This window comes from Actinoplanes flavus (assembly GCF_017592555.1).
In the GTDB taxonomy this organism is placed as follows: domain Bacteria; phylum Actinomycetota; class Actinomycetes; order Mycobacteriales; family Micromonosporaceae; genus Actinoplanes; species Actinoplanes flavus.
Window position 1 is genome coordinate 67765 of sequence record NZ_JAGFNS010000026.1, and the last position, 22579, is coordinate 90343.

The window sequence follows — 22579 nt, forward strand, 5'->3', positions numbered from 1 at the left end:
GCCCGCCCCCCCCCCCCCCCCCCCAAGGCCCCCCCCCCCCGGGGGGGGGGCGGGGGGGGGCCCCCCCGCCCCCCGCGGCCGCATCTCATCCGCCGTCCCTTTCCTCGCCCTCGCTGCCCGCCCTCTCGCCGGTCAGACGCCGACGTCCCTTTCCTCGCCCTCGCTGCCCGCCCTCTCGCCGGTCAGACCTTTCCTCGCCCTCGCTGCCCGCCCTCTCGCCGGTCAGACGCCGATCAGGCCGGCGACGGCCTCGACCGATTCCGGGTACGCCGTGAGCAGGCCCACCAGCGCCTCGTCCCGCACCGGGCCGGACGGTGTCCACTCCCCCTCGCAGCCGAGAAGGGCCGCCACCGCATCCGCCGACGATCGGCCGGACGCCAGGAGAGCCGCCGCGGCGCCCGCCGGACCCGCCGACACGACCGCCGGCCGGGCCGCCCGGGCCGGCGCCTTCCACGGCGGGATCCACGCGTCGAGAGCGGCGAGTGTGCCCGGGAAGGTGCGGCCCGCCTCCCTGGTCAGCACCGGCACCAACTCGGCGGCCTGCTGCCGCAACGTCATGATCAGCTGGGGCAGCCAGGGCAGCAGCACCGGGTCGGGCAGTTCCCCGAACGCCCGGGACAGGGTCTCCACCACGAACGGCGTCAGCCTCGGCACCGGTTCGAGAGCCTGCACGAAGCCGCTCACATACTGCGGGACGGCCGGCACCACCAGCGGGTTGCCGAGCAGCTCGCCGACCCGGGCCCGCAGGTCGGCCAGCGGCAGCGCGCCCAGCTGATGCAGTGCCGCCCAGAGCAGGGCCACCTTCGCCGGGGACTCCGGATGCGACTGCCGGACCGCGATCTCCAGCTGGGTGCGGTCGCAGCCCAGGGACAGGGCGAGGCTCTCCATGCTGAACAGGAACCCCAGCATCGCCCCGACCTGCCGCACCCCGGTCGCCTCGTCGACGAAGGCGGTGGGCAGCAGGGTGCAGTAGTGCGCGTACCCCGTGGTCACGAAGCGTTCGCACCACGCCGGAAGCACCGGCGCGGTGGCGCGGTAGTGGCCGAGCAGCCGGCGGATCCGGCGGAGCACCGCGGGCGCGTCGTCGACCGTGCGCTCCGCCGACAGCAGCTCGATGGCGCGGGCGCCGAGTTCGTCGGTCAGCCGTGGGCTCTCCAGGAACAGCAGGGAGTCCTCCACCGCCTTCAGCGCGATGGCCGCGGTCGCCTTCGGGTCCCAGGCGTCCCGGCGCAGCCGCTGTTCGAGGACCTGCTCGACGGTGACGCCCTCGTAGCCCAACTCGATGACGGAACGCTGGTGGCGGCCGAGGTCGAGGTCCCAGCTCTCCTGGAAGTGCTTCTCACCGAGCCGGCGGCTGCCCATGATCGGTCGGATCGCCGGGGCGGGCAACAGGTACCGCAGCATCCAGAGCAGCTGGGAGCAGGCGGCCAGCTCGGGCCGGGCGTTCAGATCGAGCAGCGCCCGCTGGATGCTGCGCTGCTCCAGGTTGAGGCCGAGCGGTTCGAGCCGGTCGAACACGTCCCGGGCCAGCGGGGGCATGGCCGCGTAGCCGACCCGGCCGATCCGGTCGCCACCGAGCAGGATCTCGCAGAGCCGCCGCACGTCGCGCCGGCCCGGCACGGTGTCCTTCTCGATGCAGGTGACCGCGGCGTCTTGGAAGTCGTACGGCGTCGGCCGTGCCCGCCCCCGCATGCCGGCCAGCAGGACGGACGTCTCGAAGACCGCGATCGCGTCGGCGGTGCTGGCGAGATAGCCGTTGCGGCGGGCCAGCCGGACGATGTCGACGCACCAGCCGCGCAGCTCCTCCTCGTCCAGCCCGTCCAGTGCGGGCGGGCCGGACAGATAGCCGCTGAGGTGGTCGGTCACCGGGCCGGGCGCCGCCGCGACGGGTAGCGCCTTCCTCCGGCCACTGCTCCTCCGACCCTCCAGCGTGAAGGGGGTGAGCCGGTGCTTCGTGAGCTGCTTGCGCCAGGTGGCGGCCGCGATCGACACCGAGCCGGGAGCCAGCCCGAACTGCGCCTCGATCGCCGAGTGGCTGGACGGGATCAGGCCGTAGAGCCAGGTGGTGCCGGTCCGCGGGCTGATCGCGAAATCCGGCGTGCCCGGGGCGGAACCGGCCTCCGGAACCCGGCTGGCCGCGTGGAAGGCGCCGCAGACGTACAGGCAGTCGGCCGGGTCGGCGCCGGTGGCGGCGAGATGCTCGCGGATCCGGGTCCACATGTAGCGTTCCCGGTCCTCGTCGCTCGCGAAGCGCCGGGTGTCGTGCGGGGCCAGCCTCCGGAACAGACTGCCGACCAGCACCATCACCTGCCGGTAGGTCTCGTGGTCGGCGCCGGCCAGGGGCTGTTCGACATACTGGTCCCACCACTCGGACCAGTGCCGGACCCGGCCGTGGTGCAGCAGGTGCTCCTCCAGCTCGGCGAAACGGGGCCGCAGGTCACCGATCTCCACCCCGACCGCGTCGCCGTGCAGGTCCTCCTCCGGCTCGCCGCCGCCGGCCGACGGCACGTCGGGCTCCCACTGGAAGACGTGGTCGGTGGACCGGTCCACCAGGACCAGCTCCACCCCCGGCGTCTCCAGCGCGTAGGAGATCGCCTGGTACTCGGCCGACGCCTCGGTGATCGGCGCGATCACCGACAGCGGCGCGGACTCCTTCGGGAAGCCCGTGAGCTCCGAGGCGAACGCCTGCAACGCCACCGGCAACCGGCAGTTGCGCAGCTCGGTGAGCAGTGGCTGGAGATCCTCGCACAGCTCCAGGTAGACGACCTTGGGCTGCTTCTCGCGCAGCCGCCGGAGCATGGCCAGACCGGAGGTCGGCGAGTGGTGGCAGACCGGGAAGATCTCCAGCGGCTCCCGCAGCGCGTGGTCGACGTCGTCGACGATCCCGGTGAGGATCTCCGGCAGCGCCGCCGGCCCGCCGCCGAGCGACTCGGCGGCGGAGATCAGCTGTTCACGCAACGCATCGAAGGTCACGACAGGGTCGCAATCGCCTGACGGCCGCCCTCCAGGAAGCCGGTCCACTCGCCGCTCTGCTCCCGGCTGCGCGGCTCGATCACGCCGTGCCAGTACTTGTTGAGAATGGCCAGATCCTCCGGGCTGCGCCGGGCCAGTGAACCGACCAGCGAGCCGGCCAGCGCCTCCGCGGTCAGCGCGCTGGCGCCGAAGAAGGTGCTGTGCAGGATGGCGTCCTCCAGGACGCCGATCTGCTCGGCGGTGGAGAGCGCCGACTCCAGCCGCTCGTCGTCGCTCGCCGCCGAGGCGGAGGCGGCGCGCAGGTCGGCGAAGCTCTGCAACAGCACGTCGAGCAGGGTGGGCGGAACCTCCAGCTCGATGTTGTGCCGGCGCAGCAGTTCCTCGGTCCGGAAGCGGACGATCTCCGCCTCGCTCTTCCGGTTGGTCACCACCGGGATGCGGACGAAGTTGAACCGCCGCTTGAGCGCCGACGACAGATCGTTGACGCCGCGGTCCCGGCTGTTCGCGGTGGCGATGACGCTGAACCCGGGCTTGGCGAAGACGATGTTGTCGTCGTCCAGCTCCGGAATCGACACGTACTTCTCGGAGAGAATGGAGATCAGCGCGTCCTGGACGTCGCTGGTGGCCCGGGTCAGCTCCTCGAAGCGGCCGATCACGCCACCCTCCATGGCCGTCATGATCGGCGACGGGATCATCGAGGCGCGGGACTGGCCCTTCGCGATGACCATCGAGACGTTCCACGAATACTTGATGTGGTCCTCGGTGGTGCCGGCGGTGCCCTGCACGACCAGGGTGGAGTTGCGGCTGATGGCGGCGGCGAGCAGCTCGGCGAGCCAGCTCTTGCCGGTGCCCGGGTCACCGATCAGCAGCAGCCCGCGGTCCGAGGCGAGGGTGACGATCGACCGTTCGACGAAGCTGCGGTCGCCGAACCACTTCGGTGCGATCTCCCGGGCCAGGCCGTCGGCGCGTTCCGAGCCGAGGATGAACAGTCGCACCATCTTCGGGCTGAGGCGCCACGAGAACGGCTTGGGGCCGTCGTCGACGGACTCCAGCCAGTCCAGCTCCTCCGCGTACTTCACCTCGGCCGGGGCACGCAGCATGTCAGACATCGGGAAAGTCCTTAACTCTAGGAGGCGACGAAGTTCTTGAGCTCGGTGACGAGCTTGCGGATGTGACCGGAGATCACCGGCGTGCCCAGGTCCTTGAAGCGCTGCCGGAACCAGGGGTTGACGCTCTCGGAGCCGGAGCTGTTGACCGAGCCGACCGGGATGAACTTGACCCCGGACCGGTGCACCGCCTCGATCCCCTCGAACAGCGGCTGCGACCGGTCGAACTCGTAGAAGTCGGAGATCCAGACCAGCACGGTGTTCCGCGGATCGGCGATCTTGGGCCGGGCCAGGGCCATCGCGACCGGCCCGTCGTTGCCGCCCCCGAGGTTGGTGCGCAGCAGCACCTCGAACGGGTCGTGCACCCACGGGGTGAGGTCGAGCGCCCGGGTGTCGTAGGCGATGAGATGCACGTCGACCTTGGGCAGGCCCGCGAAGATCGAGGCGAGGATGGTGCAGTTGACCATCGAATCGACCATCGACCCGGACTGGTCCACCACCACGATGAGGCGGGCCGGCTCGATCCGTTTCGCGGTCTGCCGGTAATAGAGCCGGTCGACGTAGAGCCGCTCGTCCTCGGGGCTCCAGTTCGGCAGGTTCTTCCAGATCGTGCGGTCCAGGTCGAGGTTGCGGTAGACCCGCTTCGGCGGGACCGAGCGGTCGATCGTGCCGGCGCTGGCCTGGGCGACCTGGGTGCGCAGGACCGCGGCCACCTCGTCGACGAACCGCCGGATCAGCGCCTTGGCGTTGGCCAGCGCCGTGCCGTCCAGATTGTGCTTGTCGCGCAGCAGCTGCTCGATCAGCGACATGCTCGGGGTGAGCTGCCGGGCCAGCCGGTTGTCGGCCAGCACCTCGCGCAGCCGCATCCGGCTGACCAGGTCGCCCTCGATGCCGGCCAGCGCCGCGCCGAGGCCGGAGTCGTCGCCCGCGGACCGGCCGCGCAGCTGCCCCGGCTCACCGCCCATCGCCCGCTCGAACCGGCCGGCGTCGGCCTGCCAGCGCTGCAACTGCTCGGCGGTCACGCTGCCGGTGCCGGTGCCGAAGACGTTCAGCAGCAGTTTCGACGCCAGGGCGGCGCGCCGGACCTCGCCGTCGCGGTCGTCGCCGGGGTCGCTCATCAGCCCGTCGAACTCCGGCTCCAACTCGGGGAACCGCTGGATCACGGTGTCCACCGAGACGGCCGGGTCGAGCAGCGCGGCCGGCAGCCCCAGGTCACCGACGATCGCCATGCTCGCCGACTCCAGAGCGGCCTGCTCCTCCGGGTCGAACAGACGGGACAGCAGCCGCCAGTAGAGGACCTGCCGGCGGGTCTCCTCCGGCGCATCGCTCGTCGCGTCGCTCATTTGCGCAGCAGCCTTCCCGCGCGCTCGCGCAGCACGTCGACCGCGGTGCCGGCGGCCGCCTCGGCCTTCGCCGCCCGGGCGTCGGTGGGGCCGAGCGCCCAGTCGGCGGTGTGCGCGGTGACCGGCTTCTTCCGGACCACCGCCTGGACCGCGAGCGGCTGCACCGCCCAGCGGCCGGCATCCCACCGGAGCAGGCCCAGGCAGGCGGTCGAGGCGGCGACCAGCGCCGGGGTCAGCGGACCGGCTTCGGGCAGGCGGTCCACATCGACGGCGAGGGTGACGCCACCGGCCAGCTCGAACGACTCCGCCCCGGCCGTGTAGCCCTCCAGCAGCACCGGCTCGGCGATGACGGCCGGATGACGGTCCAGGGGGGACACCGGCGCCGCGGTCGCCCCGCCCAGACGGACCCGGGCCGTCGCGAACGGGTCGGCCGGCTCGCCCAGGACGGCCCGTGACTCGTCCCAGAGCAGATCGCCGGACGGGGTGAGCGGCATGCCGGAGATCTCGACCACGCGATGCCCGGCCAGGGCGGCCCGGAACACCGGAAACGCGGTGAGCATGCGCCACGCGGACGGGCCGCTGATCGTGTCGACCTTGGCGGCCGCCACGCTCGCCCGGACCAGCCGCACCTGCCCGCCGGGCGTCTCCAGCAGGCCGTGCGCCTGGGCGCGGAACACCGTGGGGTGCTCGTGCAGGTCAGCGCCGAGCAGCAGGAACCGGCCGTCCGCCGGGGTGGCCGGTGGTGCCGGAAAACCGTCCTGGGACAGCAGCACGGACCTGGTCCACAGGTCGGCCCAGCGGCGCACCGGAACCCGGTCGAGGGTGGCCACCGGTGCGGCGCCGCGCAGCTCGGCGGCGAAACCGTCGAGCAGGACGGCGAGTCGCCGGGTGGCCGGGTCGGCGAGCAGCGCCTGCACGGTCTGGGCGGCGCCGCCGGCCAGCTCGTGGTCGACCCCGCGCCACCCGGCGATGGCCAGCTCGCGAAGCCAGGACCGGCTGCCGGCGAACAGGCCACCGGACGGCGACGCGTCACCGGGGACGGCCCACCGCTCGCGGGACCGGCCGAGCGCCTCGTCGAGGCCGGCGAGCAGGGCGTCGTGTGCGGCGCCGAGCAGGGCGGCACGGCCCCCGGCCAGCACGGCCAGGTGCTCGTCGGTGACCCCACCAGCGATGATCTTGTCGACGGAACCCGCGACCCGGTCGGCGAGCGGCGAGCCGGCGAACGCGGCCGCGAAGGCCTCGCACGCGGCCGCCCGCTCCTCGTCGAGCCGGGCGAGGCCGTGCACCAGGGCGTCGTCGAGGCCGTCGATCAGGCCGAGCGCCTCGGTGAGGCCGGCCGGGACGGCCCGCAGGGCGTCGGCGAGCATCAGCGCACCGCCCCGGCCGCCGGGAACCACTGCAACTCGGGCAGCGGATCGGTGGTCGGGGGCACCTCCAGATAGGCCAGGTGGCGCAGGAAGCCGCTGAACACCTCGGCGGCGCGATGCGGCGCGGTCGTCGTGTGCAGCCCGGCCCAGAGGTCCTCGGTGCCCTCCGGCAGCGTCGCCTTCAGATAGCGGGTGACGCGGGCCAGACCGTACTGTGCGACGGCGGCGTCGGCGAGGGCGCGCAGATGGTTGCAGGCGCGCGACCCGCCGGACAGGCCACCGCACGGCCGGTTGTTGTTGGTGTTGCAGCTCAGGCCGTGGTCACCGGCGGTGATGGAGGAGACGTAGACACGCTCCACATCCGACCCGCTGGACACCACTCCCTGGAGCCGGCCGTCGGCCAGCTCCACGAACGGCACCTTGGCCAGCTTGCGCGGCCGGGCGGGCGCGATGACGGGCACTGCGCTGCGCCGCTCATGGACGGCACCCCCGTTGGTCACAACCAGACCTCCTCAGAAACAGGTGCCGAAGTTGTATCCCACGGGTACGACAAAACCGGGTCGCCTCGGTGCGGCGCCCGGTCGCCGGGGTCGTCAGCCGAGGCGCCCGGCCATGTCGGCCAGCTCGCGGAGCCGGTCGAGCACCGCCGCCTTCCCCTCCCCTCCGGGCAGCTCCCGGTCGCCGGCCGGCACCAGCTGGTCGCGCAGCAGCTCGACGGCCTGGGCACGCGCACCCGGCGGCAGCTCGGCCAGCCACAGCGAACCGAGGTTCTCCTGGGAGATCTCCCGCAGGTAGGCGGCCGCCTCCGGATCGGACACCCGGTCGGCCAGGAAGTCGACGGTCCAGTAGAACAGGCCGCCGCTGACGCTCCAGTCCAGATCCGGTCTCAGCACCAGTAGTCCCGCCATCACTTCCCCACCACGAAGACGCGCGGGCCCAGCCCGCGCTGCTCGATGAACTGCTCCACCCTGGCCTTCTGCTCCGGCGTAAACCTTGACACGTCGACCGGCACCAGGTCGGCTTTGTCCAGATGCCGTTCGATCTGGAACTGCAGTTGGGGCCACTGCCGCTCGAAGTGGCGGCTGTCGAAGTTGCCGACCGCGTCGTACGTCCGCCCGGTCTCGTCGACCCAGTCGGCGGACGAGCCCTTCTCGGCCCGGGTGAGCCGGACGCCGGTCTCCTCCTCGATCCGCCGGGCGCTCTCCGACTCGCCCGGGCGGTGCCTGCCGACGGCCGGATCGTCGCCGAGGTCGTGGATCCGCTGGTCGTCGCCGTCCTTCCCGGGCCGCGGCGGCGGGCCGGCGCCGCCGTCCGGCTGCCGGTCGAGCCGCCGCAACTCCTCGATCAGGTCGTCGAGACGCCGCACCCTGGGCAGGAGATTGCGCAGGCTGGCGATGAGGTCGTGCACCCAGCGGGCGATCCGCGCGGCCCAGGAGGCGACGAGCGTGCCGACCTGCTCGACCACCAGCGGGGTCGCCGCGCCGAAGGTGGCGGCCACCTCCGCGGCGTAGGTGACCAGCCGGGACACCAGGGTGGCGATCGCGTCCCGGACCAGCTCGCGGACCCCGGCGACGAGCAGGCCGGCGCCCTCGGTGAGCGCCGCCATCGTGCCGGACGCCGCGGCCAGCGCGGTCAGGGTGCCGTGCTGCTCCCGGGCGGTCGCGCGGTAGGCCTCCCCGGCCGCGCCGGCCCAGCCGGCCACGTCTCCCCGGACCGCGTGGTCGAGCCGGCCGGCCTCCTCCTCGAGAGCCTCGGCGATGTTGCGCCAGGTTCGCGCGTACGCCGTGATCTGCGCGGGATCACCGGCGAGCCGGTCGAGGGTGTCCCGCAGCGGCTCGACGTGCTCGATGATCCAGGAGACGCCGTACTGGAGGAGCACCCCGACCGGGTCGGAGACCAGGGCCAGGGCGTCGAGACCGGCGCTGACCCCGCCGAGGCCGCCCTCCACCCAGTCCCGGTCGCGGACGCCGGCGGCGATCATCTCGATGTCCTCGACGATCCACACCCCGGCCCACGGGTCGGGCGGCTGGTCGACCCGCTCGGCGACGAGTGTGCCGTCACTCACGACCCGGCCCGCCGGGCCGCGGCCACGTCGGCGGCCGCGTAGCGCTCGCCGGTGGCGCGCACCCGCGCGGCCGATTCGAGCAGTGACTCCTCGGCCGCCCGGATCCCGTCGGCGAGGGCGTCGTGCAGCCCGTTCAGCATCGCTGGGACGAGGGCGCACAACTCGCCGTACGCCTGAGCGCCGAGCCGCACCGCCTCGGACGCCTGGCCCACGTCACCGAGCACGTCGGCGATCACACCGATGTGCCCGGCGTGACTGATCAGATCCGCGGGCGTCACCGACACCACGTCGTTTCCCCGGTCGACCACAGCTTCCCCCATCCCGTACAGATGACATAAAGGAAGCTAGATGTCTGGGGAGGCGCTCCTCAACGCCCTCGTCGAACCTGTGGATAACTCCGGTTTCCGCAGCTCAGCGGACCGGCGGCACGAGTCAGCCCGGGATCGACAGCGTGGGCTCGGCGGCCAGGACCCGGTCGCGGCCCGCCCGCTTGGCCCGGTAGAGCGCCTCGTCGGCGAGGTGCAGCAGGTGGCCGGGGTCGCCGGTGGCGGTCAGCTGCGCCACACCGGCGCTGAACGTGACGTTCAGGGCGCCGAGCGGGGTGTCGACCGTCCGGGCGGCGAACCGCCGGCGCCACCGGTCGGCGCGTTCCGCCGCGGCTCGCGCATCGGTCCCCGGCAGCACGACCACGAACTCCTCGCCGCCGTAGCGGGCCACCAGGTCGCACTCCTGGACCGAGCCGGTCAGCTGCCGGCCCAGGTCGACGAGCACCTGGTCGCCGACGGCGTGCCCGTACCGGTCGTTGATGGTTTTGAAGTGATCGACGTCGATCATCACGATCGACAGGGGGTGGCCTTCGGTGGCCGCGGCACGGGCCTGCCTCTCCAGCACCGTGGTCAGGTGCCGCCGGTTGTGCACCCCGGTCAGTCCGTCCCGAACGGCCTGCTCGGTCAGCTCGGCGCGCAGCCGCTCCAGCTCGGTGATGTCGCGCACCACCACGACGGTGCCGGGACAGCTGCCGTCGCCCGCCTCGATCTTGACGACCCGCAGGTCGTACACGTCACCCGAGGCGCCGTGGATGGTGGTCTGGCCGGCGTCGGCGACCATCGGGGTGAAGTGCGGGCCGGCGATCTCCGGCCAGCGCTTGCCGATCACCGAGCCGCCCGCCGGGTGGACGGTGGCGAGCAGTCTGGTCGCCGCCGGATTGACGTCGAGGAACCGGCCGTTGCCGTCCAGCACCATGACGGCGTCGCTGAGCGCCGAGATGACCTGCGCGTAGGTGACCGGCACCCGTTCGGAGTTCACGCCGGAGCGGTCGGTCCACCACCAGACGACCCCGGAGACCAGGAACAGCACCGGGGTCAGGTCGAGCCCCTGCATGTCCACGAAGAGGAAGACCGTCACCAGGTTCCCCGCCGTCGGCGCGAGCGCGCCGACCAGGAACCACCGGTACACCCGCCGCTGGCCGCGGACCGCCCGGCGCATCGCCCGGATCACCAGCACCGTGCCGGTCCCCATCATGACGTAGCCGTACATGAGGTGTGCCCAGTACGCCGGGCCGTGCTGCACCTCGATACCGAGGGCGGCCACCTCGGCCTGCCGGTAGAAGGCGTGGTGCCACGGATCGGTGGCGATGACGGCGACCAGCAGCACCGGGTGGATCACCATCAGCGGGAGCCGTGGCGGCCGAAATCCCGCGGAGACCGTGGTGTGCCAGAAGAAGCCCACGATGACCAGCGCCACGCCGGGGAAGATCGCGTAGTTGAAGGCGAGCGCCGGCCCGCGCGCCGGCGCCACCAGGACGCCGGCGTTGGCCAGCGCCCATTCCGCCGCACCGGCCATGACGAGGCTGAGCGGAAGGGCCAGCGGCGTCTCGGATCGCCGCCGGTACGTCAGTACGGCGTACAGCAGAGCGATCAGGCCCGCGCCGAGGTAGACGGCGGCCATTGCGAGCGGCATTCTCCGCCCCTTCCCACGGTTGGCGCCGGTACGAATCGGTGCCGCGGTGGGCGAGTTGAGGAGTGGCCCGGGACATCACCTCGCCGCGCGCTCACCGCACGGGACGACCCTCCCCATAGGATTCGGCGGTTTGTGCATGTTGCCCGTCGTTCATCCGTTTGGGGTTCGGCAAGCGAGGAGAGACGCCATGGCCCGCCAGGAGCGCCCGGTCGACCCGGCCGAGGGTCCGCTGCAGTCACTTGCGTATGACCTGCGCAAACTTCGCGTCGAGGGCGGTAGTCCACCGTATCGGACCATGGCGCGGAAGACCGGCTACAGCGCGTCCACCCTGTCCCAGGCGGCCAGCGGGACCCGGAAACCGACACTGGACGTGCTTCTGGCGTACGTCGGCGCCCTCGGCGGTGACCAGGACGCGTGGCGGGAGCGCTGGCAGGCCCTGGACGCCGATGCCGCGCCCGCCGCGGAGGCGCCGGTTCCCGGAGGTGACCCCGGGAGACCCACGTCGCGGGTGACCGGCCGGATCGCGCTGGCCGGCTCGCTGGCGCTCGTGGTGATCGCGGCCGGGGCGACGGCGCTGACGCGGCGCGGCGGATCGGACCCGGCGACGAGCCCGACGGTGGCCGCACCGGGCTGCCCGGCCGTCCCGGAGACCGCCACGTTCACCGCTCGGACGTACGGCAGCGGCGCGAAGGTCCGGCAGGGACCGGCCCGGCTGGAACCGGAGATCCACACCGTCCCGCCCGGTTGCACGATCGGGTTGACCGGATTCTGTCTCGGCGAGCGGATCATCGACGCGACCGCGGGCACGCCCGATGTCCGCTGGTTCATGGTCGCCGGGGGCGGCGTCGTGTCCTCGGCGGTGGTGCACGGCAACCCGCCCGCCGGCATGACGGTCAGCCGTTGCCCCGGTGACCGCGCGGCGCCGAGCGCGATCACCCTGGAGGTCACCGCCGATCCGGACGATCCGGGCCAGGTGGTGCTGAACGCCACGGGCAGCGGGGTCGACATCGTCGGATACGCGGCCTACTACGCGCGGGACGCGCACGGCGCCGCGTCGTGGCATCAGATCGGGCTCACCGGTTCCGGCGACGAGGGCTTCGCCATGCGCTGGCGGATCGATCGGCTGCCCGCCGGGGCGAAGCCGATCGTGGCCGCCGCCGCGTGCCTGGGCGGGGAGGCGCCGACCCCGGTCGTCGACCTCGGCACCGTCCCGGCGGGTGGCGCCACCGGGCCGGCCGCCGGGCACCGGAGCGCCGCGGCGGCGACCGCCTGTCTCTACCCGGTGGCGAAATGACGGCCTGATCCGCCGGGTGGCCGCCGTCGAACGGCGGCCACCCGCAACGGTGACGGATCAGCCGCAGTGCTCCCACGGGCTGTTGTACGAGTGGTTGGTGCCGGAGACCACGGCGAAGCCACCCCACGTGATGCACTTGCCCGCGGCGTTGACGTAGACCGGGCCGGCGTAGTACTCGAAGCTGCCGTAGTCCTCGTCCGGGGTACCGGTCTCGGGGATGATGTACACGTCGGTCAGCGTCTTGACGCCGAGGTTCGTCTGCTTCAGGGTGACCGCGCAGTTCTTGCCGGTGCTGCTGCTGTAGAGCAGGTACATGTAGAACTTGCCCTCTTTCACCGCCTTGTCGATGACGGTGTAGCCCGAGCCGCAGATCGCCGACGCCGAGTACGGGTTGACGTCGCTGGCGAGCGCGGGGCTCGGTCCCATGGCCACGGTGGTCACGCCTGCGGCCACCGCCATCGCCCCGGCGCCGATCCGGCCGATCACACTGCTCTTCACGATCTGTCCTCTCGTCGGGAGCGCCGTGCTGGTCACGACGCCCAACCGAGAACCTTCGTACCGGCGTGATTGATTGATCTCGACGCCCTGAACAGGAAATCAATCAATGCGGCGGCCCTCGGGCCCTGCCCCGGTCCGGCGCGAGCGGGCGGGCCGGTAGGGTGACCGACGCATTTACGGGCATTGTGGACGGTTACAGCGAGGTGGCGAAGGTGCGGACGGAATCGGCGCGGCTGCGGCGGGGGCGGCGGTCGGCGCGGCCCGATCCGGCGTCGGGGCCGGTGGGCGCCTTCGCGGACCGGCTGTGGCGGTTGAAGCAGGAGGCGGGCGACCCCTCCTACGAGGTGATGGCCGCGCGGTTCGGTGCGGCGGCCTCGAAGTCGTCGCTGGCGGCGGCGGCACAGGGACGGGTGCTGCCCAGTTGGGAGACGACGTGGGAGTTCGTCCGGGTGCTCGCCGTGGACCGGCTCGGGCGGGATCCCGTCGCCACCGAGAAGGAGTGGCGCGAGCACTGGTCACGAGCCCAGGCCGGCGAGGCGGAGGATGGCCCGGAGCCCGGCCCGCCGGCGGCCCCCGAGGCGGTCGCGCGGGTCTCGCCGCCGGGTGTGCGAGGGCGGTTCCGGCTGGTGGCGGCCGCCGCGGCGGCCGCGGTGATGGGTGTGGTCCTGGGGTTCGTCGTCTTCGGCCGGGAGGACGCCGAGGCGCCGGCGACGGCCGAACGCGACGACTCGCGGTTCGAGGGCGACATCACCTACCCCGACGGGACGCTGGTGCCGCCGAACTCGTCGTTCACCAAGGTGTGGCGGCTGCGCAACACGGGCACGGTGGTCTGGGCCAACCGGTTCCTGGCGCGCGCCAACGAGCAGCCCTGCGAGGCGCCGGCGCTGGTGCCGATTCCGCAGACGGCGCCGGGCGAGACGGTGGACATCTCGGTGGAGGTGCGCACGCCCGGCACGGCCGGGCCGTGCAAGATCTTCTGGAAGATGGCGGACGAGCAGGGACGGACGTTCTTCCCGCTGAAGAGACCGATCTTCCTGGACGTACGGGTGGGCGCACGGTGAAGCCCCGCGGGCGCGACGCCGCCCACGGGGCTTCACCGGCTGACCGTCAGCCGCAGTTGGTGCCGCGCTTCCCGCCCTCGGTGCCGCTGATCCGGCCCATCCAGTCCACACACTTGTCAGCGGCGGACAGGTAGATCGGCCCGGCGTACGAGGTGTAGTAGCCGCCGTCGAACACGGTCCAGTGCGTGCCGACCGGGTTGATGGCCAGGCCGGCCTCGAGCAGCACCGCCGAACCGGAGCTGTTCCGCTTCGCCACCACACAGTTCTTGCCGGTGGCCGAGCTGTACGTGAGGAACACGGTCCCCTTGGTGCCGATGGCCGCGGAGTTCACGACGCTGTAGCCGGAGCCGCATTCGCCGCCGTAGCTGGCCGCGTAGGCGGGGGCGGCGCCGGCCACGGACACGGCGGCCGTGACGGCGGCGGCGGCCACGGCGGTCTTGACGAGCTTCACAGGGTTCCTCTTTCAGCCACAGTTGGTGCCGGTACGGGTCTTCGAGGCGGTTCCGATGGTGCCGCCCCAGTCGACGCACGAGCCGGCTGCGGACACGTACACCGGGCCGGCGTACGTGGTGAAGTTGCCACTGTCCTTGACCCAGGACGAGGTGCCGGAGCGGCGCAGGTACGCCTCCATGAGGGTGGCGGTGCCGGGGTTCTCCCGGATGGTGACCACGCAGTTCTTCCCGCTGGACGCGTTGTAGGTCAGGTACACCGTGCCCCGGGAGTCGGGCAGGTCGATCAGGTTGACGACGCCGTAGCCGGAGCCGCACTGCCCGCCGTAGAGCGCGGCCTGGGCCGGTGCGGCGCCGACCGTGACGCCGGCCGCGGTGGCGGCGGCCGTCAGCCCGAGCGCGGCGATTTTCTGAGAGATACGCACGAGGTGGATTCCCCTTCGGCGATGGATCATTGCGACCCAGACGCTGGCACGGGCCGCCCGCCGCGCACCAGACGATCTATGTCCACTGGCCGTTTTGGATAAAACAACCGCAGGTCAGCGGCCTTGCGCCGGCGAGGTTTCGGACAATCCACTCGGTCTCCCCGAGCAGTGATCCCGACGTCCACCACCCGGTGGGCGCCCTGCGGCAGCGCGGCGCCGAACTGTTCGGCTTCCGCCAGGCGATGATGATCGAGACGCTGGACCGCGGCCAGGCGACACCGCAGGACTGACCGCCCAACGGCCCATAACGAAAAACCCGTCGTCATGAATCATGACGACGGGTGTTTTTGCGGCTAGATAACTATGGTGGGCGATACTGGGATCGAACCAGTGACCTCTCCGGTGTGAACGGAGCGCTCTCCCGCTGAGCTAATCGCCCTCAACGAGATGGAACTCTACTAGACGGCGCCCGAGGGACGCGACTCAGGGGGTCACCGCCACCCGACGAAGTCGAGTGACCAGGTGAAGAGGTTGAGGTCGAAGCTGAGCAGGACGCTGGCCCAGACCACGAAGCTGATGAAGATCATGCCGACCAGGCCGATCAGCGCGCGCACGCCGAGCGTCTGCCGGCCGACCCAGTGGGTCCAGTTCTGCACGTGCCGTTTGGTGAAGGCGAGCAGCCCCTTGGCCCAGGCGAACTCGACGGCCAGGATGGCGAGCCCGAGGATCACGATCGCCCAGCCGGGGCCGGGGAACGGGATCAGGACGATGCCGACGGCGACCACCAGGCCGCCCACGATGCCCACCCCGACCTTCAGAGCGAGCCGGCCGGTGGAGTTGGACCGGATACGGTCAAGCACACGCACGTCTGAGAACCCCGTCGTCCGGTTTTACACCCATTTCATCCCCCAGTGTCCTGGAGCCCCGTCACTACCCGGGAGGAATGGACGTTACCGGAGTAAGTCAACCGCTGGACCACTGACGCCGGGCGAAACCGAGTACTCAGGCAGAACAGGACAAGATATCGCTTCTCGTCCTGCCCGGAAGGGTTTTCGGAACCGTCTTCCCACTACTGGGTGAGATCAGCGTATGGCGGAGCGTAACGACAGGGATCACCTGAGTATGGGAAACGCGGGGTTCACCAGCCTCGCAGCGGTGCCGGGGGGAGTTCGTCCATGAGTACCATTCGTCCAACGACCGTCGAGGTCGAAACCTCGCTGCGGCTCGTAGCGCCTGACGCGACGGCACTGCCCGTGCGCGCCAGCCTGCGTTACGACCCAGCCGACCCGTACGCGGTCCACGTGTTGTTCCACGCAGAATCAGCCGGTGGGGAAGCCGTGAGCTGGTCCTTCGCGCGGGAACTGCTCGTGACCGGGCTCGACGAGCCGGCCGGGATCGGCGACGTCCGGGTGTGGCCCTGGGCCACGCCGCGTGGCGATTTCGTCGCCCTGGCCCTGTCGTCGCCCGATGGCAACGCGCTGTTCGAAGTGCCGCGCAGCGTCCTGGTCCGCTTCCTGCGGCGCACCTACGTGGTGGTGCCCCGCGGGCGGGAGTCGGACCACCTGGACGTGGACGCCGCGGTCAACCGACTACTGGCGGGCCGATAAGCGACAACGGGGAGACCCGCGCGGACACTGCCGGTCCGTGCGGGTCTCCCTTTATCCGAATTAAATATGGATCTCCGAAAAGAAATCGGAATCGGACGTATAGCGAATACCGAGCTCGAAATCGGACATAACGCCCAGTCGGTGCGCTAGTGGATGCGCGGGCACGCATCGACGACTACCGTCAGGCGCGATGCCAGCACTCATTCATCACACCGAGCCGGCGCCCACCTGTCTTCCACCGGACTGGTCGGGTATCGGTGGCTGCGTCCTGCCGGTGGCCGCCGGCGCCGCCACCGGCCTGCTGAGGTGTCACGCCCTCGTCCTCACCACGACCGGCCCGCTGCTTGCCGAGATCGACTTCGCCGAGCATCTGTGCGGCCCGGGCACCCTGCTCTGGATCCGTCCGGGACAGGCGGCCCGCTTCTCCCGCCCCGGAGACGGCGACGATCCACTGACGATCGTTTTCCGACCGGGGCTGTTCGGCCCGGAGGAATTGCCCGGGCTGAGTCCCGACGATCCGTCCGGCCCGGCCCGGGAGCCACTCACCCCGCCCGGCCCGGCCGTCTTCCGGGACGTCTTCGCCCACCTGGCCGCCGACGCGACCGGCCCGCCCGGCCCGGTCGCCGCCGCGCTGCTGCGGCACGAGCTGGCCGCCCTGCTGTTGCGGATCGCCACCCTCGATCCGGGTTCGGGGCTGCGGGCGCACGTCGAGAGCCGGACGTTCGAGCGGTTCCGGCGCCGCCTCGAGGAGCGCTATCCGCACACCCGCCGGGTCGAGGACTACGCGGCCGAGCTGGGCTGCTCCGTGCGTACCCTGACCCGGGCCAGCCTGGCGCTCACCGGGCGCACCGCGAAGCAGGTGGTCGACGACCGGGTGGCCCTCCAGGCCCGGCGGATGCTCGCGGCGACCGCGATGTCGGTCGCCGAGGTGGGCCGTGGCCTGGGCTTCGGCGAGCCGACGAACTTCGGGCGCTTCTTCCACCGGGAGACCGGCCTGAGCCCCGGACAATTCCGCGGGCGGTTCCTCACCGGCCGGCCGGCCGCCATCCCGGGGCAGAGATCACCGGCCGATTGACCCCTAATTCCCACAATCCCCTGGGGTATGTGCATCCGGGATGCGAGGCCGGGGCATGATAGTCAGGTGCAGATCTCCGCGCGCGGCGACTACGCGGTCCGGGCCGCCCTCAGTTTGGCGCAGGCCTACCCCGCACTGATGTCCGCTCAGGCCATTGCCCAAGACCAGAACATGCCCCGCAAGTTCCTCGAGGCGGTGCTAGCCGACCTGCGCCGCGCCGGGGTGGTGCGGGCGCAGCGGGGCGCCGAGGGCGGCTACACGCTGTCGCACCCCCCACGGGACGTGACCATCGGTCAGATCCTGCGGGCGGTCGACGGACCGCTCGCCGGTGTGCGCGGCCTCCGTCCGGAGGAGACTCAGTACACGGGAGCCGCCGAGAACCTGCCCAACCTGTGGGTGGCGGTGCGCGCGGCGGTCCGTGAGGTGGTCGACGAGGTGAGCCTCGCCGAGCTGATCAGCGGGCGGATGCCGGCGCACGTGCGCAAGCTGACCACCCGCCCGGACGCCTGGCAGCCACGCTGACGTTTGTGGATCCGGCCGATCGGGAACCGATGCGCCATCAGAAAGGAGCTTTCCGATGGGCATCGTCTACCGCAGCCGGAAGAAGATCGGTCCGCTGGTCCTGAACTTCACCGAGAACGGCTACTCGTCCTGGAGCCTCAAGATCGGGCGCTGGTCGTGGAACTCCAAGACCCGCGCGCACCGCGTCGACCTGCCCGGCCCGCTGTCCTGGAAGCAGGACAAGAGCCGCTCCCGCTAGGACGGCGCCCGCTCGATCACCACGTCGCCGCCGAGCCGTCCGTGCGCGGGTTCCCGAGTGACCGTGCCCGCGTCGATCATCGCGTGCAGCACCCGGGTCGCGTCGGCGGCCCGGTAGACGGTCTCGGTGAGGGCGAAGGTGCGCAGCTCGGTCACGGTCGCCCGGCCCACCTCGGACAGGTGGGCCAGCAGTTCACGGCGGAGCGGGCCGGGATCGGGACGGAGCGCGATGTCGATCAGGTGCCGCTCCGGGTCGGCGGGATCGCGTAGGCGTACCCCGGCGAATTCGTCGACCGCCCAGAGTGCCTCCTTGAAGCTCTCCAGGCTCTTCGCGGAGGTGGTGGCGAAAGCCACCACCTCGCCGGGCTCCGGCCCGGTGGCCAACTCGGCCGCCGTCACCAGCGGAAACCCCAGGCCCCGATAGGGGTCGACCGGGCTGCCGGGCGGCAGCGCCAGCAGCACCTCGGCCGGCTTCCCGGCCGCGATCGCGCCGACGGTGGTCACCGCGGGCGGTTCACCCACGGCCGTCGCGTCGAGAAACCCCAGCAGCGGTACGCGCACCGCGCCGGCCGCACGCAACGCCACCGCCAGCCGCTCGTCCGTCCCGCCGCCCACCGGCAGCACCGTGAGCCCGGCCCCCGCGCCGGCGTCGCGTTGCGCCGCGGTGAGCCGCTCCCCCACCCCGGTGACGTCGGCGCCCACCGCCACCATGGACAGTTCCCGCCCCCGGGACAGGCCGGGCAGGTCGGCCAGGACCCGGACCGCCGCCTCGGCAGCCATCCCGTCGTCCGCGTCGGCGTAGCCGTGCACATAGGTCGCCCGCCGGGCGTGATGAAGCGCACCCGCGGCCCATGCCTGCAGGTGGCGGACGAGTAGTTCACGTTTCACAGCGCCGATTGGGGACATACCGCAGTTTCTACCCTGTCCACTTAGCTACCGGAAACTTGTACCCAGGGTGTTCGCATGAGCACTATGGGATACATGGCCCCTCCGCTCGCCGAACTGACCGCCCAGGCGCAGACGCTCACGTCCGCCGGCGACCTGATGGGCGCCCGGGCCGTCCTCGACGACGTCCTCCGCGGCGCCGACGCCGATCCCCGCCGCGCCACCGCCGACCTGGCGGTGGCCGCCGCCCTGCACGCCCGAGTCCTGATCGCCCTCGGCGACCCCGAGTCGGCCCGGCTGTGGGCCGCCTTCGCGCACTCCGCCGAGGAGCGGCTGCACGGCCCGCGCGACGAGCGCACCATCGCGGCCGCCGCCATGCACGCCGCGGTCCTCCAGCGGATCGGCCAGCACGGCCGGGCCGCCTCCGTCTACCACGACCTGATCGGCGAGCTGGCCCTGATGGACGGCCCCGACTCGCCGCGGGTGCTGGCCGCCGAGGCCGACCTGGCCACCGCCGAGCACGCGGCCGGCCACTGCGGCACGGCCCGGGCCCGGCTGGCCCGCGCCTGGCGGCGGCACAGCCGGGTGCACGGCGACGCCGCACCGGCCGGCATCAAGATGCTGGCCCGGCTCGGCGCCATGGAGCGTGAGTGCGGCCGCGACGAGGAGGCCCGCGAGCATCTCGCACTGGCCGGCGAGCTGAGCGCCCGCCACCTGCCGGCCGACCACCCGCTGGCCCGGCAGGCGACCGCGCTGGTCGACGGCACGGCGTCCGGGCGGCACACCTGCGGCACCCGGGACACCTCCGGCGGGCGCCCGTTCAGGCCGTTCCCGCGCCGGCCCACGGTGCCCGACACGACCGGGGCCCGGCCGTCGGTGTTCCCGGCCGTGGCGCCCGGCCAGCCACCGCCCGACGACCGTCCCACCGACCCCAACGGCACGGTCTACCCGGTTCCGGCCGACGAGCTCTACGACGACATGCCACCGGCCGACGACCGCGAGACCGATCCCAACGGCACCGTCTACCAGCAGCCGCTCTATCTCAGCGACGTGCACCGGCTGCCCGGCGACCTGACCGGCCGGCACGCCCGGGCCGACACGCCACCGCCGCTGCCCGGCAACCGTGCGCCCGACTACGGCGAGGACGGCCGGCCCCTGCCTGTCGGCACCGCGCCGACCGGCACCCGCAGCGATCCGCCGAACTCACGGCGCCTCCCGGTCCGCACCGGCCGGCCGGCCGGATCCCGCGTCGCCCACCCGCTGCTGCTGGCCACGGTTCTCGCCGCCGGGGTGGCGGCGGCCGCCGTCGTGGTCATCCTGACCCTGCCCGGCGCGGACGGCGCCACCCAGCCGACCGCCCAGCCGGCCGTCCAGGAGCCGGTCAAGCCCTCCGCCGTGCCGGGCGCCCCACAGAACGTGCGGTCGCGTGACAACGGCGACAGTGTCTCTCTCCAGTGGGTCTACCCCCGCGACGCCACGAAGGCGGTGCTGATCACCGGGGGCCGGGCCGGTCAGCCACCCGTCAAGATCGCGGACCTGCCGGCCGGGGCCGCCGACTACGTCGTCTACAGCCTCAACGAGAAGCTGAACTACTGCTTCACCGTCGCGGTGGGTGACGCCGCCGCCGCGCCGGTGTGCACCAGCCGTTGACATCGCAACCGTTCCGCAACCGATCGGGATCCTCTCTGCCACCGTGGCACCGGACCGTGAACTGTCACGGAGCAACTACAGGAAGTAGGGACAGTGACGACGGAAACGGCGAGCCGGGTTCCCACCGAGCCTCACGACGAGCTCGGTGCCCTCGAAGCCGCCCTCGCGGAACTCGAGTCCCGGCCTCCGTCCCGGTTCCGGTCGATCTGGGGGCCCTCCCTCGAACTGCGGCAGCGGGCCACCGAACTGGGCGCCGAGGAGGTCGCCCAGCGCGCCGTCCTGCTCCAGGCCGGCGTGCTGCTCCGCAAAGGGCGCACCGGCGAGGGCGGGCAGCTGGCCCACCAGGTCCGGGCCTGGGCCGAGCAGAACGAGGCGCGCTATCTGCTGGCCCGCGCGCACCGCGAGCTGTCCGTGTTCTACCGGCACGTGGGCGACTACTCGGACGGGCTGAACCACGCCGTGCAGAGCGTCGCCTACCTCACCGACGACGTGCCACCCCACCTGCGCGCCCGGCACCTGATGACGCTCGCGGTCGCGCTGGACGACACCGGCGCCCACGAGGACGGCAAACGCCGCTCCCAGGAGGCCCTCGCGCTGTCCGCGGCGGCCGGCGACCACGAGATGATGATGTCGCTGCTCAACAACATGGCGTACACCGCGGTGGAGACCGGCGACGAGCCGGAGGCCCGGATGCTGGTCGGGCAGATGCGCGAGGTCCAGACCCGGACCCATGTCCGGTTCACCGCCAACGAGCTGGACACCATGGCCCAGGTCGAGCTGATGGGCGGCTGCTACGCCGCCGTCGAGGAACTGCTCTCCCCGGTCCTGGCCGACCTGGTCGCCGCCACCGAGGGTGACGCGGTCGCCGAGTGCCACCTCACCCTGGCCCAGGCCCGCCGCCTGGCCGGCCGGTACGACGACGCGCAGACCGCTCTGGACGCGACCGGTCGCCTCTGCGCCGAACGCGGGCTGGCCGCCATCGGCGCCCGGGTCCGGCAGGAGCAGGCCGCGCTCTACGCCGCCACCGGGCGGTTTGCCGAGGCGTACGAGGAGCATCGCGCCTTCCACGCCGCCGCCACCGCGCTCCAGTCGGTGCAGCGCGACGCCCGGGCACGTGCGCTGCAGGCCGTCTTCGAGGCCGACGAGGCCCGCCGGGACAGCGAACACTTCCGCGAGATGGCCCACCGGGACGCCCTGACCGGCCTCTACAACCGCCGCTACGTCAACGAGCGGGTGCCGGCCCTGCTGCTGGAGGCGACCGCCCGCCGCCTGCCGCTGTCGATGGCCATCATCGACCTGGACCACTTCAAACGGATCAACGACACCCTCTCGCACACCACCGGCGACATGGTCCTCCAGCACGTCGCCGAGTTGCTGGAGGAGGCCGCCTCCGGCCCGGCCGTCGCCGCGCGTATGGGCGGCGAGGAGTTCCTGCTGGTCCTGCCGGGCGTCGACGCCGAGGAGGCCGCGGTCCGCTGCGAACGCCTCCGCCTGCGCATCCGCGCCCACGGCTGGGAACCCATCACCGGCACCCTCCAGGTGACCACCAGCATCGGCGTCACCACGGTCGCCGAGGGCCGCGACACCTTCTCGGCGCTGCTCTCCACCGCCGACCGCAACCTCTACACCGCCAAACGGGGCGGCCGGGACCGCGTCGTCGCCGACTGACATATTCGGTACGAGCGGCGACCGGTCCCCCGGTCACCACGCGAGCCCCGAGCCGGGTCACGGCCGTAGCGCGCCCACCGGCGTACAGCGCGGCGAGACCTCACCCCGAACCAGCCGCCCACCACCCAGCGACACCGTCTCCACAGCCGGCGGGCGGCCCACCGGCGACCACTCACGGAACGCCCGCGGCCGTTGGCCGCCCGGACACCGAGCCGAAGGTGTCCAGCTGGTCGTGAGCGCTGTCCCAGCCCTCTCGCAACAGCACTGACCGCCAGCCGACCCATCCCGCCAGGCCACAAGAGCCGCCCCCACCCCCTCGCCACAGCACTGACCGCCAGCCGACCCATCCCGCCAGGCCACAAGAGCCGCCCCCACCCCCTCGCCACAGCACTCAC

General features: G+C 72.2%; 22 protein-coding genes and 1 tRNA gene. 8 read left to right on the forward strand and 15 right to left on the reverse strand.

Annotated elements, in window-relative coordinates; translation table 11 throughout:
• Positions 1 to 222: 222 nt before the first annotated feature.
• The 9 genes from J5X75_RS32040 to J5X75_RS32080 all read right to left on the reverse strand — a co-directional run bounded on the left by J5X75_RS32040 (position 223) and on the right by J5X75_RS32080 (position 10813).
• The gene (locus J5X75_RS32040) at positions 223 to 2973 is read right to left on the reverse strand and encodes a DUF5682 family protein (protein WP_208471338.1); all 2751 of its coding nucleotides are present in this window, start codon (positions 2971 to 2973) and stop codon (positions 223 to 225) included.
• Positions 2970 to 4082, reverse strand: coding sequence for an ATP-binding protein (locus J5X75_RS32045; protein ID WP_208471339.1), 1113 nt, complete (start codon positions 4080 to 4082; stop codon positions 2970 to 2972). The genes J5X75_RS32040 and J5X75_RS32045 overlap by 4 nt, the downstream gene beginning before the upstream one ends.
• A 17-nt stretch (positions 4083 to 4099) precedes the next feature.
• Complete coding sequence (locus J5X75_RS32050; RefSeq protein ID WP_208471340.1) at positions 4100 to 5422, reverse strand: VWA domain-containing protein; 1323 nt, start codon at positions 5420 to 5422, stop codon at positions 4100 to 4102.
• Positions 5419 to 6789, reverse strand: a complete 1371-nt coding sequence (locus J5X75_RS32055) for a hypothetical protein (protein WP_208471341.1) — start codon at positions 6787 to 6789, stop codon at positions 5419 to 5421. The genes J5X75_RS32050 and J5X75_RS32055 overlap by 4 nt, the downstream gene beginning before the upstream one ends.
• The gene (locus J5X75_RS32060) at positions 6789 to 7289 is read right to left on the reverse strand and encodes a hypothetical protein (RefSeq protein ID WP_208471342.1); all 501 of its coding nucleotides are present in this window, start codon (positions 7287 to 7289) and stop codon (positions 6789 to 6791) included. Before J5X75_RS32060 ends, J5X75_RS32055 begins: the two co-directional genes overlap by 1 nt.
• A gap of 93 nt (positions 7290 to 7382) precedes the next feature.
• A complete protein-coding gene (locus tag J5X75_RS32065) occupies positions 7383 to 7697 on the reverse strand; it encodes a hypothetical protein (protein ID WP_208471344.1) in 315 nt (104 codons plus the stop codon).
• Complete coding sequence (locus J5X75_RS46165; RefSeq protein WP_307798387.1) at positions 7697 to 8854, reverse strand: WXG100-like domain-containing protein; 1158 nt, start codon at positions 8852 to 8854, stop codon at positions 7697 to 7699. Before J5X75_RS46165 ends, J5X75_RS32065 begins: the two co-directional genes overlap by 1 nt.
• Positions 8851 to 9162, reverse strand: coding sequence for a type VII secretion target (locus J5X75_RS32075; protein WP_208471345.1), 312 nt, complete (start codon positions 9160 to 9162; stop codon positions 8851 to 8853). Before J5X75_RS32075 ends, J5X75_RS46165 begins: the two co-directional genes overlap by 4 nt.
• A 124-nt stretch (positions 9163 to 9286) precedes the next feature.
• On the reverse strand, positions 9287 to 10813 hold the full coding sequence (locus tag J5X75_RS32080; protein WP_208471348.1) for a histidine kinase N-terminal 7TM domain-containing diguanylate cyclase: 1527 nt from the start codon (positions 10811 to 10813) through the stop codon (positions 9287 to 9289).
• 295 nt (positions 10814 to 11108) lie between these two features.
• Between J5X75_RS32080 and J5X75_RS32085 the strand changes: the two genes are divergently transcribed.
• Positions 11109 to 12107 (forward strand): helix-turn-helix domain-containing protein, encoded by a 999-nt coding sequence (locus tag J5X75_RS32085; RefSeq protein WP_208471349.1) that lies wholly within the window; start codon positions 11109 to 11111, stop codon positions 12105 to 12107.
• Between the two features lie 57 nt (positions 12108 to 12164).
• Here J5X75_RS32085 and J5X75_RS32090 read toward each other — a convergent pair whose 3' ends face one another.
• Positions 12165 to 12605 (reverse strand): hypothetical protein, encoded by a 441-nt coding sequence (locus J5X75_RS32090; protein ID WP_208471350.1) that lies wholly within the window; start codon positions 12603 to 12605, stop codon positions 12165 to 12167.
• A gap of 212 nt (positions 12606 to 12817) precedes the next feature.
• Between J5X75_RS32090 and J5X75_RS46170 the strand changes: the two genes are divergently transcribed.
• Complete coding sequence (locus J5X75_RS46170) at positions 12818 to 13666, forward strand: NBR1-Ig-like domain-containing protein (protein WP_208471351.1); 849 nt, start codon at positions 12818 to 12820, stop codon at positions 13664 to 13666.
• Between the two features lie 46 nt (positions 13667 to 13712).
• Here J5X75_RS46170 and J5X75_RS32100 read toward each other — a convergent pair whose 3' ends face one another.
• From J5X75_RS32100 to J5X75_RS32115, 4 genes are all read right to left on the reverse strand, one after another.
• A complete protein-coding gene (locus J5X75_RS32100; RefSeq protein ID WP_208471352.1) occupies positions 13713 to 14117 on the reverse strand; it encodes a spore-associated protein A in 405 nt (134 codons plus the stop codon).
• 12 nt (positions 14118 to 14129) lie between these two features.
• On the reverse strand, positions 14130 to 14540 hold the full coding sequence (locus J5X75_RS32105) for a spore-associated protein (RefSeq protein ID WP_208471354.1): 411 nt from the start codon (positions 14538 to 14540) through the stop codon (positions 14130 to 14132).
• 364 nt (positions 14541 to 14904) lie between these two features.
• A tRNA-Val gene (locus J5X75_RS32110) sits at positions 14905 to 14979 on the reverse strand.
• Positions 14980 to 15031: 52 nt separating this feature from the next.
• Complete coding sequence (locus J5X75_RS32115) at positions 15032 to 15406, reverse strand: TIGR02611 family protein (protein WP_208471355.1); 375 nt, start codon at positions 15404 to 15406, stop codon at positions 15032 to 15034.
• Between the two features lie 309 nt (positions 15407 to 15715).
• On the opposite strand from J5X75_RS32115, the gene J5X75_RS32120 reads away from it, so the two are divergent.
• From J5X75_RS32120 to J5X75_RS32135, 4 genes are all read left to right on the forward strand, one after another.
• Positions 15716 to 16147 (forward strand): SsgA family sporulation/cell division regulator, encoded by a 432-nt coding sequence (locus tag J5X75_RS32120; RefSeq protein WP_014446635.1) that lies wholly within the window; start codon positions 15716 to 15718, stop codon positions 16145 to 16147.
• 190 nt (positions 16148 to 16337) lie between these two features.
• Positions 16338 to 17222 (forward strand): helix-turn-helix transcriptional regulator, encoded by an 885-nt coding sequence (locus tag J5X75_RS32125; RefSeq protein WP_208471356.1) that lies wholly within the window; start codon positions 16338 to 16340, stop codon positions 17220 to 17222.
• 66 nt (positions 17223 to 17288) lie between these two features.
• Positions 17289 to 17744 carry an RrF2 family transcriptional regulator gene (locus J5X75_RS32130; protein ID WP_183215729.1) on the forward strand — a complete coding sequence of 152 codons (456 nt, stop codon included), beginning with the start codon at positions 17289 to 17291 and terminating at the stop codon, positions 17742 to 17744.
• Positions 17745 to 17799: 55 nt separating this feature from the next.
• Entirely contained in the window at positions 17800 to 17982 is a 183-nt protein-coding gene (locus J5X75_RS32135) for a DUF4236 domain-containing protein (RefSeq protein WP_043522949.1), read from the forward strand.
• Here J5X75_RS32135 and J5X75_RS32140 read toward each other — a convergent pair.
• Positions 17979 to 18869, reverse strand: coding sequence for a hypothetical protein (locus J5X75_RS32140; protein ID WP_307798391.1), 891 nt, complete (start codon positions 18867 to 18869; stop codon positions 17979 to 17981). The genes J5X75_RS32135 and J5X75_RS32140 overlap by 4 nt on opposite strands.
• A 75-nt stretch (positions 18870 to 18944) precedes the next feature.
• Here J5X75_RS32140 and J5X75_RS32145 point away from each other — a divergent pair, with 75 nt between their 5' ends.
• Both J5X75_RS32145 and J5X75_RS46175 read left to right on the forward strand, forming a co-directional pair.
• Positions 18945 to 20516, forward strand: a complete 1572-nt coding sequence (locus J5X75_RS32145; protein ID WP_238490279.1) for a fibronectin type III domain-containing protein — start codon at positions 18945 to 18947, stop codon at positions 20514 to 20516.
• Between the two features lie 93 nt (positions 20517 to 20609).
• Complete coding sequence (locus J5X75_RS46175) at positions 20610 to 22184, forward strand: GGDEF domain-containing protein (RefSeq protein WP_208471358.1); 1575 nt, start codon at positions 20610 to 20612, stop codon at positions 22182 to 22184.
• Positions 22185 to 22579: the final 395 nt, after the last annotated feature.

Bases quoted from the DNA above. Each gene is read 5' to 3' on its own strand.
- J5X75_RS32065 (WP_208471344.1), bottom strand. From the start codon at position 7,697: ATGGCGGGACTACTGGTGCTGAGACCGGATCTGGACTGGAGCGTCAGC.
- J5X75_RS32085 (WP_208471349.1), top strand. From the start codon at position 11,109: ATGGCGCGGAAGACCGGCTACAGCGCGTCCACCCTGTCCCAGGCGGCC.
- J5X75_RS32135 (WP_043522949.1), top strand. From the start codon at position 17,800: ATGGGCATCGTCTACCGCAGCCGGAAGAAGATCGGTCCGCTGGTCCTG.
- J5X75_RS32050 (WP_208471340.1), bottom strand. From the start codon at position 5,422: ATGAGCGACGCGACGAGCGATGCGCCGGAGGAGACCCGCCGGCAGGTC.
- J5X75_RS32055 (WP_208471341.1), bottom strand. From the start codon at position 6,789: ATGCTCGCCGACGCCCTGCGGGCCGTCCCGGCCGGCCTCACCGAGGCG.
- J5X75_RS32120 (WP_014446635.1), top strand. From the start codon at position 15,716: ATGAGTACCATTCGTCCAACGACCGTCGAGGTCGAAACCTCGCTGCGG.
- J5X75_RS32125 (WP_208471356.1), top strand. From the start codon at position 16,338: ATGCCAGCACTCATTCATCACACCGAGCCGGCGCCCACCTGTCTTCCA.
- J5X75_RS32045 (WP_208471339.1), bottom strand. From the start codon at position 4,082: ATGTCTGACATGCTGCGTGCCCCGGCCGAGGTGAAGTACGCGGAGGAG.
- J5X75_RS32080 (WP_208471348.1), bottom strand. From the start codon at position 10,813: ATGCCGCTCGCAATGGCCGCCGTCTACCTCGGCGCGGGCCTGATCGCT.
- J5X75_RS32145 (WP_238490279.1), top strand. From the start codon at position 18,945: ATGAGCACTATGGGATACATGGCCCCTCCGCTCGCCGAACTGACCGCC.